At 74.6% G+C, this 11,932-nt stretch carries 10 protein-coding genes and 1 pseudogene; 2 read left to right on the forward strand and 9 right to left on the reverse strand.

Going from position 1 to position 11,932, the window contains the following annotated elements; translation table 11 throughout:
* Window positions 1-91: 91 nt before the first annotated feature.
* The 4 genes from ACIRPP_RS25900 to rpmG all read right to left on the reverse strand — a co-directional run bounded on the left by ACIRPP_RS25900 (window position 92) and on the right by rpmG (window position 2,371).
* Entirely contained in the window at window positions 92-625 is a 534-nt protein-coding gene (locus ACIRPP_RS25900) for a hypothetical protein (protein WP_403647286.1), read from the reverse strand.
* Entirely contained in the window at window positions 622-1,734 is a 1,113-nt protein-coding gene (locus ACIRPP_RS25905; protein WP_403647288.1) for an NAD(+)/NADH kinase, read from the reverse strand. Before ACIRPP_RS25905 ends, ACIRPP_RS25900 begins: the two co-directional genes overlap by 4 nt.
* 251 nt (window positions 1,735-1,985) lie before the next feature.
* Window positions 1,986-2,108 (reverse strand): type B 50S ribosomal protein L36, encoded by a 123-nt coding sequence (gene ykgO, locus ACIRPP_RS25910; RefSeq protein WP_403647291.1) that lies wholly within the window; start codon window positions 2,106-2,108, stop codon window positions 1,986-1,988.
* A 98-nt stretch (window positions 2,109-2,206) separates the two neighbouring features.
* Entirely contained in the window at window positions 2,207-2,371 is a 165-nt protein-coding gene (rpmG, locus tag ACIRPP_RS25915) for a 50S ribosomal protein L33 (RefSeq protein ID WP_164334076.1), read from the reverse strand.
* A 344-nt stretch (window positions 2,372-2,715) separates the two neighbouring features.
* Between rpmG and ACIRPP_RS25920 the strand changes: the two genes are divergently transcribed.
* Window positions 2,716-3,066, forward strand: coding sequence for a VOC family protein (locus tag ACIRPP_RS25920; RefSeq protein ID WP_403647294.1), 351 nt, complete (start codon window positions 2,716-2,718; stop codon window positions 3,064-3,066).
* A 20-nt stretch (window positions 3,067-3,086) separates the two neighbouring features.
* On the opposite strand, the gene putP is transcribed toward ACIRPP_RS25920, so the two are convergent.
* The 4 genes and pseudogenes from putP to ACIRPP_RS25940 all read right to left on the reverse strand — a co-directional run.
* A complete protein-coding gene (gene putP / locus ACIRPP_RS25925; protein ID WP_403647297.1) occupies window positions 3,087-6,665 on the reverse strand; it encodes a sodium/proline symporter PutP in 3,579 nt (1,192 codons plus the stop codon).
* Between the two features lie 299 nt (window positions 6,666-6,964).
* Window positions 6,965-8,305 (reverse strand): ferric reductase-like transmembrane domain-containing protein, encoded by a 1,341-nt coding sequence (locus tag ACIRPP_RS25930; RefSeq protein WP_403647300.1) that lies wholly within the window; start codon window positions 8,303-8,305, stop codon window positions 6,965-6,967.
* 414 nt (window positions 8,306-8,719) lie between these two features.
* Window positions 8,720-9,397 carry an alpha/beta hydrolase gene (locus ACIRPP_RS25935; RefSeq protein WP_403647303.1) on the reverse strand — a complete coding sequence of 226 codons (678 nt, stop codon included), beginning with the start codon at window positions 9,395-9,397 and terminating at the stop codon, window positions 8,720-8,722.
* 227 nt (window positions 9,398-9,624) lie between these two features.
* Window positions 9,625-9,762, reverse strand: a pseudogene (locus ACIRPP_RS25940) (helix-turn-helix domain-containing protein); the annotation flags it as partial.
* Here ACIRPP_RS25940 and ACIRPP_RS25945 point away from each other — a divergent pair.
* A complete protein-coding gene (locus tag ACIRPP_RS25945) occupies window positions 9,719-10,285 on the forward strand; it encodes a gamma-glutamyl-gamma-aminobutyrate hydrolase family protein (protein WP_403647305.1) in 567 nt (188 codons plus the stop codon). The pseudogene ACIRPP_RS25940 and the gene ACIRPP_RS25945 overlap by 44 nt on opposite strands.
* 154 nt (window positions 10,286-10,439) lie before the next feature.
* Here the strand turns inward: ACIRPP_RS25945 and ACIRPP_RS25950 are convergent, their stop codons facing one another.
* Window positions 10,440-11,921, reverse strand: coding sequence for a TrkH family potassium uptake protein (locus ACIRPP_RS25950; protein WP_403647308.1), 1,482 nt, complete (start codon window positions 11,919-11,921; stop codon window positions 10,440-10,442).
* Window positions 11,922-11,932: the final 11 nt, after the last annotated feature.

Consider the following 11,932-nt stretch of genomic DNA (forward strand, 5'->3'; position numbering starts at 1 on the left):
CGGCCCGCTGGGCATCGGTCACCGACAACGGCGGAATCTTCGGACCCGGACGACTCATGCCCAACCAACGACGAACCTCCGACTCAGGTCACTAGTGTCCGGCCGCCGCCTTCACCAGGGCGACGGCCAGGCCGATGGCGGCGTCGACCAGGCCGGCGATCAGTGCCGGCACCGTGCCTCCGCCCATCCGCAGGCCGCCGACGCAGCCCCAGACGAACAGCGAGGCGATGCCCACTCCGGCCGCCGTCAGCAGGGCGGTGTCCAACGACATGACGTCGAGCGCCGCCAGGGCGATGGTGACGGCCGGGCCCACGGCACAGGACAGCAGGGGGCTGCTGACGTAGAGCATGCGCCGCAGTTCGCCGCCGGTGGCGTAGCGGCGGTGGACGGTGCGGTGGGCCTGCTGGTCGGCGACGAGGGCCGCGAGCCACAGGGCGAGGGCGGTCGTCACGACGGTGGCGATGGCGCCTCGGGGGCCCGCGTCGCTGAGGGACAGGCCGATCACGACGGCGATCATGGTGATGGTCGCGTAGATGCGTTCCTTGAGGCGGCCGGCGACGGCCGCCGTGTCCGTGCCGTCCGCCGGTCCGGCCGGGCGCGGCTGTTCCCGTTCCCCGTCGGTCATCCGGCGGATCCGCCGTCCCCTTCGGCGGGACGCGGCGCCCGTTCCCGGCCCGCTGGGGACGGGGCGTGCGGCATGGCGAGGTGGGCCAGGTCTCCCGGGGGCGGGCTCGTGTGCGGCCAGAGGGGCGCGGGCATGCCGTCGGCGACGGCGGCCGGGGCGTCGGTGAGGTTCATGCGTTCACGGAGCCGGCCGTAGAAGTCCATCGGGCCCAGTCGCGCGACCCGCAGGCGGCGCGGGGCCGCGTAGACGCCGATCCAGTCGCCGGGGTCGAGGACTCCGCGCAGTTGGCCGTCGATGCTGACGGCGGCGCGGCCCGACCGTTCGAGGACGCGCAGGCCGACAGGCTCGTCCGGGGCGGCCACGACCGAGCGGTCGAACGTCATGTGCGGGGCGACCGGGGTGAAGACCAGCATCTCGGCGCGCGGGGAGACCACGGGCCCGCCGGCCGCGAAGCTGTAGGCGGTGGAGCCCGTCGGCGTGGCCACCAGCAGGGCGTCGGCGGAGTAGGACGCCAGCAGCCGGCCCGCGAGGTAGACGCCGACCGAGACCTGCCGGTCCCGGGCGAGTTTCTCCAGCACCACGTCGTTGAGTGCGGCCACGTCCAGCGGCACGCCCCACTCGCCGCTGGTCTCGCAGTCGGGGCGCACACTGGTCGGCGGCAGCAGGGGGCCGCGGCCGTATCTCATGAGGGCCTCGATGTCCGAGGGCACCTCCAGACGGCGGGAGGCCCGCAGGGTGAGCAGCATGCGCTGCTCCACCTCGACGCGGTCGCCGTGCACGGCGTCCAGGGCGGCCCGCACGGTCGTCATGGGCACCTCCGTCAGGAAGCCGACGCGGCCGAGGTCGACGCCGAGCACGAGCGCGTCGACGGCGGCGGCCAGCCGGGCCCCGCGCAGGAACGTCCCGTCGCCGCCGAGGGTGACGACGAGGTCGGGATCGCCCGCGGCGGCCACTTCCTCGCGGGCGCTGCGGCGTCCGCCGTCGGCCCACACGTCGATGTCCGTACACACGACGCCGTGTCCGGCGCACCAGTCCCGGACCGTGCGGGCCGCCTCGGCGGCCTCGGGGCGTCCGCCGTGGACGACCATGCCGACCCGGGTCACCGTCATCTTCGCCTCCCGTGCATCCGTCCGTCCGGGAGGCCGCCGGCCCGTCCCGTCCCGTCACGGTCCGTGGGCCGCCGGGTGCGGTGCGGTCCGGGGATTCCCGGTCACTCACCGCCCGCCATACTCGTCCGACGGCGGCGGGGGCCCGGTGCGCCACGCCGCCCCGGGCGGTCCGTCACCCACGGCGCGCACGCACGACGGACGGCCCGGTACCGCGCGTGCGGTACCGGGCCGTCCGGTGCGGGAGCGGCGCGTCAGCCCTGGCGGGCCTTGAAACGCGGCTCCCTCTTGTTGATCACGAACGTGACGCCCCGGCGGCGTACCACCTGGGCGCCGGGCCGGGACTTCAGCGAACGCAGGGACTTGCGTACCTTCATCGTGGCTTCCTCCGCGAGCGGTCGGGGTGCCGTGCCTCAGCCGCCGCCGGCCCGGGCGGCGGCGGGGGCAGGGGCGAGGGCGAGGGCGAGGACCGGGGTCAGCGTTCCTCGCGGAACAGGACATGCCCGCCCGCGACCGGGTCGTACTTCCGCAGGACCAGCCGGTCGGGGTCGTTCAGCCGGTTCTTCCGGGTCACGTAGGTGACCCCCGTACCGGCCGTCGACCTCAGCTTGACGACCGGACGTGTCGTGCTGCGTGCCATGGGGTGCTCCTTCCGCCACTGCCCGAGCCATTGACTCGAACATGTCAGACATGGTGGGAAACGGCGTCGGGGGACGCCGTATTCCGCTGCTGCGGGGCCGTGGAGGGCGGTCGCCTGCGCGGCGAAGGGCTCTGCGGGGCTTCAGCCGGACGATCTTCCCCGCAGGCTGGGGGTGAGGCCCGGGGACACTGTCCCCTGCACGGCCACGCACCCCACAACACGGCACCCGTCGCGGTTGTTCCCGGGCGGCGGGTCGGGGGAAAGGCGTGCGCGCGGGCGCGGACCGTAGTAGGCCTGGGGAGGTCGTGTTCGCCCGTCCTTCCCGTCTCGCCCGGAGGCTTTCGATGACCGTCCGCCGTGTCGTGCCCATCGTCCAGTCGGACGCCCTGCAGGAACACCGGGAGTTCTACGGCCTGCTCGGGTTCGAGGAAGTGATGGACCTGGGCTGGATCGTGACGCTCGCGTCGCCGACCGTGCCGGCGGCGCAGGTCAGCATCATGACCGCCGACCGGACCGCCCCGGTCACCCCGGACATGAGCGTCGAGGTCGACGACGTGGACGCGGCGTACGCCGTGATGCGGGACAGTGGCGCGGAGATCGTCCACCCGCTGCAGGACGAGGACTGGGGCGTACGGCGGTTCTTCGTCCGTGCCCCGGACGGCCGGGTGGTCAACGTGCTCGGCCACCGCCGCTGACGCCCGGCCGGCCGGGTTCCCTACAGGTCGGGCACACCGAGCGGCTGTTCCGTCCAGATGATCTTGCCGTCGGGGGTGTAGCGCGTCCCCCACCGGCCGGCGATCTGCGCCACGATCATCAGCCCCCGGCCCCCCTCGTCGGTCGTACGGGCGTGGCGGGGACGGGGCGAGGCGTTGCCGGTGTCGGAGACCTCGCAGATGAGGGTGTCGTCCCGGATGAGGCGCAGGGAGACGGGCGGCGCGGCGTAACGGATGGCGTTGGTGACGAGTTCGCTGACGATCAGTTCGGTGGTGAACGCCAGATGGTCCAGGCCCCAGTCGGACAGCTGGCGGACGGTGAGGCTGCGGGCGTGGGAGACGGCGGCGGGGTCGCTCGGCAGGTCCCAGGAGACGACCTGGTCGGGGGCCAGCGCCCGGGTCCTGGCGAGCAGGAGGGCGGCGTCGTCCGGCGGCTGGCCGGTGATCAGGGCGTCGACGGCCCCTTGGCCGATCTCCTCCAGCGCCGTCGGTCCGGGCGCCGTCAGGGCCTCGGTCAGGCGGGCCAGACCGGCGTCGATGTCGCGGTCGTGGGTGCCGACCAGGCCGTCCGTGAAGAAGGCCATGAGGGTGCCCTCGGCCAGGCGCAGCTCGGTGGACTCGAAGGGCAGGTATCCGAGGCCGAGCGGCGGCCCCGCGGGCAGGTCCAGGAGCTCGGCGGTGCCGTCGGGGCGGACGACCAGGGGCGGGAGATGACCGGCGCGGGCCATGGTGCAGCAGCCGCTGACCGGGTCGTACACGGCGTAGAGGCAGGTCGCGCCCATGAACGCGGCGCCTGCTTCGGCGTGCTGCCCGTCCGTGGAGGCGGGGCTGCTGTCCGGCCGCATGAGGCCGTCGACGAGGTCGTCGAGGTGGGCGAGCAGTTCGTCGGGGGCGAGGTCGAGGTTGGCGAGCGTGCGCACCGCGGTGCGCAGCTGTCCCATGGTGGCCGCGGCGTTGAGGCCGTGCCCGACGACGTCTCCGACGACGAGGGCGACCCGGGCGCCGGACAGGGGGATGACGTCGAACCAGTCACCTCCCACGCCGCTGGGCGCGTCGGCCGGCTGGTACCAGGAGGCGACCGTGACGGCGGATCCGCCGCTGAGTCCGCGCGGCAGCAGGGAGCGCTGCATGGCGCGGGCGGCGGTGCGTTCGCGGGTGAAGCGGCGGGCGTTGTCGACGCAGAGGGCGGCGCGGGAGACGATCTCCTCGGCGAGGCGTATGTCGTCGTCCTGGAAGGGGCCGGATCCTCCGGACCGGGCAAAGGTTGCCACGCCCAGGATGACGCCCCGGGCCCGGAGCGGGACCACCATCAGGGAGCGGAAGTCGTACTTCAGGAGTGAGGCGCCGAGGGTGGGGTCCTGGGTCACCCACGGGCTGGCGACCCGGTCCAGGCTGCGTTCCACGAGGGTCCTGCCGTCCTGGAGGCACCGGGTCACCGGGGAGGTGTGGGCGCGCCGGACCGCCTCGCCCACGGACAGGGTGGCTTCGGGGCAGCCCGCCCGCACCGACGCCTGCCCGGCCCGGCGGATGACGGGTGTCATGCCCACGGGTCCGGGGGCGGGTTCCTCGCCGCGCATGACGGAGTCGAGCAGGTCGACGGCGACGAAGTCGGCGATGGGCGGCACGGCCTCGTCGGCCAGTTCCTGCGCGGTCCGGGTCACGTCCAGGGTGCTGCCGATGCGGGCGCCCGCGTCGTTGACGAGGGCGAGGCGTTCCTGGGCGCGGTGGCGTTCGGTGGCGTCGATGACCATGTAGAGGATGCCGACGGTGCGGCCGTGGCGGTCGCGCATCGGGAAGAACGACACGGAGGAGGCGCGTTCGCGGCCCGAGTCGTCGGTCTTGGTGCGGATCTCGTAGTCGGTGACGGCGTGGCCGGTGTGCATGACCCGGCGCATCCGCTCCTCGAGGGGTGCGGCCTCCGCCGGCGGCAGGATGTCGGCGGCCCGTCGGCCCAGGCGGCGTTCGAGGGGGATGATCCGGTTCAGGGTGGCGTTCACCCAGACGTAGCGCAGGTCGGTGTCCAGCACGGCCATCCCGATGGGCGCATGCATGACGAACGGGTTGAGCATCAGCTGGCTCACGCCGCCGCCGGGCACGCGCCAGAACGCCCGCCCGGGCGGTCTGCCGACGTAGCGGCCGAAGAGGAGGGCGGCGAGGGTGGCGACGAGGACGCCGGGGACCATCTCGTAGATGCCCGACTCCAGCGGGCCGAGCAGCGGGTTGACCCACTCCCACAGCAGGACGGTGGTGGCGCCCGCGACGATGCCGGCCATGGCCCCGGCCCAGGTCATGCGGGGCCAGTACAGGGACAGCAGCACGACGGGGCCGAAGGCGGCGCCGAAGCCGGCCCAGGCGTGGGCGACGATGCCCAGCACCCCGTCGCCGCGCAGGGCGACGAGGCAGGCCACCAGGATCACGAGGACGACGGCGCCGCGCCCGATCCGCACCAGGGACCGGTCGGTGGCGCTCCGGTTGAGGAACGCGCGGTAGAAGTCCTCCGTCAGCGCGACGGAGGACACGAGGAGCTGGCTGTCGGCGGTGGAGATGATCGCGGCCAGGACGGCGATCAGCATGATCCCGGCGACCCACGGGTCGAGCAGGGCGCGGCACAGGGCGATGTACACCGTCTCGGGGTCGGTGAGCGGCACTCCGAGCTGCCCGACGCCCGCCAGGCCGACGAGGGTCGCCGCGGCCAGCACGACGACGACCCAGCCGGTGCCGATGCGGCGGGCCGCCGGGATGTCCCGCACGCTGCGGATGCCCATGAAGCGGGCCAGGATGTGCGGTTGGCCGAAGTAGCCGAGGCCCCAGGCGAGCAGCGAGATGATCGCGAGGGCGCCGAGCGACCCGTCGGCCGTCCACTGGCCGCCCTCGTAGGCGACGCGGACGCCCAGCCGGGTCATGCCGGGTTCCGCGCGGTCGAGGTCGTCGCCGAGTTGCCCGAAGCCGCCGAGGGCCGCCACGGCGGTCAGGGAGACCACGACCAGGGCGACGGCCATGAGCGTGGCCTGGAGGACGTGGGTGAGGCTGACCGCGAGGAACCCGCCCAGGCAGGAGTAGACGACGATGAGCAGGGCGGTGAGGGTCACGCCGACGCCGAAACGCACGTCGAAGATCGTCTCGAAGAGCAGGCCCCCCGCGACCAGGCCGCCGGCGACGTACACGGTGAAGAACACCAGGATGACCGCGGCCGAGACCATTCTGAGCATCCGGGTGCGGTCCTCGAAACGTTCCTCCAGGTAGGCGGGCAGGCTGACCGCGTTCTCGGCGCGTTCGGTGTAGGTGCGCAGCCGGGGCGCGACGAACAGCCAGTTCAGGTAGGTGCCGATGGCCAGGCCGACCGCGATCCAGACGGCGCCGATGCCCGCCGCGTACACGGCGCCGGGCAGGGCCAGGAACAGCCAGCCGGACATGTCGCTGGCCCCCGCCGACAGGCCGGACACGAACGGGCCGAGGCGGCGCCCGCCGATGGCGAAGTCGGCGAGGGTGCGGGTGCGGGTGTACGCCCAGAGGCCGGTGCCGATCAGCGCGCTCGCGTACAGCACGAATACCGTGACCGTCGGAGCACTCGTGGGGAACATGAACGTCCTCGTCGGCGAGGTTCACGATCAGGGGTGCGCCATTTGCTCCACCCGATCAGTCGGCACCTTGTTCCCAAATGTACTCACGCATGTCGCCTGCCAGCATCCGGCCGGGACGGCCCGTCCGGCGGGGAGAGGGCTTCCGGAAGCGGCGGCGGCCCGGGGACGGGCCTGCGGGGACCCGCTTCGGCTGTGGCGGGAAGCGGCTCGCGGAGGAGGGCCCGGCGGGAGAACGGGGCGGCCCGGGCGACGGCGGGGCGGGCCGCGGCGACGGCGGTGCGCGCCTCTGCCGGGGCCGCTCAGGCCAGGGCGAACCGTTCCGCGTGGATCTGCCGGCCCGGCACGTCCAGCGCGCGCAGGCCGCGCAGCACCGCGGAGGTCATGGCGGGCGGCCCGCAGACGTACACGTCGCGTTCGGTGATGTCGGGGACCAGGCCCCGGAGGTTCTCCGGGGCGAAGGGCGGCCTGTCCTGCTGCGTCCGGCCGGTGAGCAGGTGCAGCCGCCGGCCGCGGACGGCGACCAGGTTCCGTATCTCGTCGACCAGGACGGCGTCGGCCTCGCTGCGGGCCCGGTAGAGGACGACGACGTCGCCGTCCGGGTCCTCCTCCTCCAGCAGGGCCCGGACGGGGGTGATGCCCACCCCGCCGGCGATCAGCAGCGCGCCGGGCCGGGTGCGGTGCAGGGAGGTGAAGGCGCCGTAGGGGCCCTCCAGGTACACCCGGCTGCCGACCGGGAGGTGCCGCAGTCCGGCGCTGGTGCTGCCGACGGCCTTGGCGGTCAGCCGCAGTGTCCGGCCGTCGGGGGCCGCCGACAGCGAGAACGGGTTCGCGAGCCACCAGTGGTGGTGCCCGGGGAACCGCCAGACACAGAACTGGCCGGCCCGGGCGGGCAGCCGGTCGAGACGGTGACCGGTGACGTGGACGGACACCACGTCGTCGGACTCGGGCACCACGGCCTCGACCCGGAACCGGTGGTAGCGGTTGCGCCACACCGGCAGGACGATCCGCCCGGCCAGCAGGGCGCCGAACGCGAACAGCCACATCGCCCACCAGTACGCCATGGCGAACGCCGACGACGTGAACGTGGTGGTCTCCAGGAGCTGGTGGGCGAAGGCCAGGGCGAGCACCAGGTACAGCAGCAGGTGCAGGGCGTGCCAGGTCTCGTACCGCAGCCGCCTGCGCAGGGGCCGGGTGGACACGGTGGCGACGAGGACGACCCCGGCGGCGGCGAGCATGCCGAGCAGGGACGCCGGGACCCCGGCCAGGGCGCCGAACGTCCTGGCCATCGACGCGTCGTCCAGCCGGGCGTAGCCGAGCACGACGAGGACGGCGTGGGTGAGCACCGTCCACAGCAGCGTGAAGCCGGTCCAGCGGTGCCACACCGTCAGCCGGTCCATGCCGAGGCGGCGGTCCAGCCACGGCAGCCGGGCCACGAGCAGGAGCTGGAACAGCATCAGCAGGGCGGCGTGCAGTCCGAAGAACTTGGCGACGGTGAGCGTCCCGTTCTTGCCGCTGCCGCCGGTGAGGAACAGTGCCTCGACGATCACCACGTTGAGGACGACGAACGCCCCCAGTGCCCACCGTGCCGCGACGACCGGTGGCACCGTGCCGTGCCGTTGTCCGGAACCCAACGCCGCCATCGTCGCCCCCTCGCGCCGAGCCGCCGGTCTCCCGGCGCGGCGCGGGCGCACGGCAGGCGCGAGCATGCCGCGGGTCCGGTCGGGACGGGAGCCGTGAACGCGGAACAGCGTACGCGGGCGGGGGCGTCACGTCCCTGATGGATGGAGGGGACAGCCAGTCCACGACCGGGTGGACGGGACGCCGGGGGCTCCGGGGGCTCCGGGGGCAGGGGGGTGACGTCCGGTGACGCGGCGGGCGTCTCGGGCGGTGGTCCGGTCGGCGGGGCTCTCGGTGGTCCGGCCGGGGGTCTCGAGCGGTGGTCCGGCCAGGGGTCTCACGCGGTGGTCCGGCCGGAGGTCTCGAGCGGTAGTCCGGTCACGGGTCTCACGCGGTGGTCCGGCCGGAGGTCTCGAGCGGTAGTCCGGTCACGGGTCTCACGCGGTGGTCCGGCCGGAGGTCAGGAGCGCGGCGACGGCCGCGGCCGTGGTGCGGTGCCAGTGGCCGGCGCGGCGGAGCATGGCGTGGTCGCCGCCGGGCACGGTACGCATCGCGGCCCGCGCGCCGGATTCCCGGGCCCGCCGGACGAACGCCGCCGACGCGCGGGGGTCGGTGACCCGGTCGTGGTCCCCGTGCAGCACGACCACGTCCTTGTCCCGCAGATGCGCCACCGGCTCGCCCTCCGGACACCAGGGCGCGAGCGCCACGACGCCCCGCACCTCGGGTGCGTCGGCGGCGCGCAGGGCGGCCCGGCCGCCCATGGAGTGTCCGACCAGGACGACCGGGAGGTCTCCTCCGGCGAGGCCGGTCAGTTCCCGCAGCGCGCGGCGGGTGTCGTGGACGGGGTCGGCGTCGGTGCCGTTCCAGCCGCGGACGCGGTAGCGCACCTCCGCCAGCAGGACGTCGCCGGGCACGGTGGCGGCGACGGCGCGCACGAACGGCCGCATCCGGAGCGGCGCCGGGTACCAGGGGCGGGAGACGGCGCGGCCGGTGTCGCTGCCGCCGTGCAGGAAGAGGACGGCCGCCCGCGGGTCGCGCGGGGTGTGCCGGGGCCGCAGCGCGGCGGCGGGACCGCGCGCGGTCCCGGGCGGGCGTGGGCTCTCGTGCCCTGGCATGTGTCCCCTCTCCTGGGTGGGCCCCATTCTCATGGGTGGGCCCGGTCGTGCCGGCCCCCGCACGGTGGCCGCAGGCGGAGGGGCGTGGCCGATCCCGCTCCGTCCGGCCCCCCGTCCGCGGTGCCGCACGCGGCGTGGAGGTCTTCGTATCACGCGGGTCTGTGGGTGCCGGGCTCCTCCCCCGGGCCGGTGGCCGTCCGAGGGCCGTCCGGGGCCCGGGCGGGTGGTCAGGCCAGGCCGCCGGTCCGCAGGGCGAGCCACAGGTGGCTCGCGACGTCGGGGTCGTCGAGGTCGGCGCCGAGCAGCCGGGTCGCGGTGGTGATGCGGTACCGCAGAGTGTTGCGGTGCACGCCGAGGTCGGCGGCGGTCGGCGGCGGCGACGTGGACGGCGCCCTGTACGGGCACACCGGCCCGGTGCCCAACTCCTACGGCGTGGACCCGAAGGCGGACGCGTACGCCTTCGCCGCGATCCGGGCGGCGGAGCGGGCGGGCCGGCCGGTGTTCGGCATCTGCCGGGGGTCGCAGCTGGTCAATGTGGCGTTCGGCGGCACCCTCGTGCCCGACATCGAGGACTACCGGCTGCACCGGGGCGGCCCCGGCCGGCCGATGTTCCTCGACGAGCAGGTCACCGTCCTGGAGGGCACCCGGCTCGGGGCGATCACCGGCGAGCGCCGGCTGACCGTGCGGTCCGGCCACCACCAGGCGGTCGACCGGCCCGGCGACGGGCTGGTGGTCGCGGCCCGTGCCGACGACGGGGTGGTGGAGGGCGTGGAGCATCCGGACCAGTGGATCGTCGGCGTGCAGTGGCACCCCGAGGACCCCGACGGTTCCGACGAGCACCGGATGCGTCTGTTCGACGCCTTCGTCACCGCCTGCCGGGGGCGGTGACGAACGGACTTCGGTGCCCCGGATGCCGCCAAGGCCGGAGGCAGCCCGCTGGGGCCGCCCCCGGCCGGTGCCGTTGCCCGCCGGGGGCGGCTGCGCCGGGCGTTGCCGGACCGGATCCTGCCGGGGCCGGCCGAGGCGGCCGGTGGCCCCTCCCCTACACCCGCCAGTAGCTGCGGCGCAGCAGCACCGCCAGGGGCACGATCTCGATGCGCCCGAGGAACATCAGCACGACGAGGATCACCTTCGACAGCCCGCCCAGCGGCGCGTAGGAACCGAACGGGCCCGTCTCACCGAACGCCGGACCCACGTTGCCCAGGCAGGAGGCCGCCGCGCCGAGGGCGCTGAACGCGCCCGTGCCGGGCGGGCCGGGTTCGGCGTCGAGGGCGAGTCCGAGCGTGCCGAGGGCGAAGACGAGCAGGTAGAGGACGGCGAACGCGAGCACCGAGCGGAGGGCGGCACCATCGACCACCCGGCCGCTGACCCGCACGGGGACGACCGCGTCCGGGTGGACGGCCCGGTCCAGCTCCCGGCGGGCGAAGCGGAACAGCACGAGGTGCCGGACCACCTTCACCGATCCGCTCGCCGACCCCGCGCAGGCCCCGACGAACATGAGCAGCAACAGGGTGAACATGGCGAGCGTCCCCCACGTCGACCAGTCCAGGGTGGCGAATCCGGTGGTGGTCGTCACCGACACCGTCTGGAACACCGCGTGCCGTACCCCGCCGAACCCGTCCACCAGCCCCTCCGCGAACAGTTCGGCGCCGAGGACGGCCGTGGCGACGGCGAGCAGGGCCAGGTACAGGCGCAGTTCGTCGTCGCGGGCCGCCGCCCGTACCTGGCGCAGCGCGGCGAGCCGGTACAGCCGCAGCAGGTTCACCCCGGCCACCACCATCAGCCCGCACAGCACCCACTGCGTCACCGGGGCGAGCCCCCGGGCCGAGTCGGCGTCCGGGGTGAACCCGCCGAGGGACACGGCCGACGTCGCGTAGGAGAACGCGTCGAAGACGCCCATCCGCCGGTCCAGTCCGGCCCAGCCGAGTGCGGCGAGGGCGAGGAAGCCGGCCGCCGTGACGGCGAGATAGACCTTCCACAGCCGCTGGGCGGTCCCCCGGACGGTCGCGTCGAGCGACTCGACGGCGACCGGGCCGGGCAGCTCCGAACGCAGCAGCTCGCGGCCTCCGATCCGCAGTCGCGGCAGCACCGCCAGGGCGAGCACGATGATGCCCATGCCGCCCAGCCAGTGGGTGAGCTGGCGCCAGAACAGCATGTCGGCTCCCAGCGCCTCGACGTCCGTCAGGACGGTCGCGCCGGTGGCGGTGAAGCCCGACATGGCCTCGAAGTAGGCGTCGAGCGGGTGGTCGAGCTGCGGCACCCCTCCGAGGACGTACGGCAGCGCGCCGAAGGCGGGGACGAGCAGCCAGACGGCGACGACGACGAGGAACCCCTCGCGGACGCCCAAGGGGGGCCGCCTGCCGGTGAGCCGCTTGAGGAGCAGAGCCGTGGCCGCGGTGGCCGCTCCGGCGGCGAGGAAGGGCCACGGCGGCCGGCCCGTGCCCAGCGCGACGGCCGCGGGGGCGGTGAAGGCGAGGGCGAACCAGATCAGCAGGGCCCCGACGACGCCCAGCGCGGTCCGCACGTCCACCCCGG

This window comes from Streptomyces sp. NPDC101219 (assembly GCF_044767675.1).
Classification (GTDB): domain Bacteria; phylum Actinomycetota; class Actinomycetes; order Streptomycetales; family Streptomycetaceae; genus Streptomyces.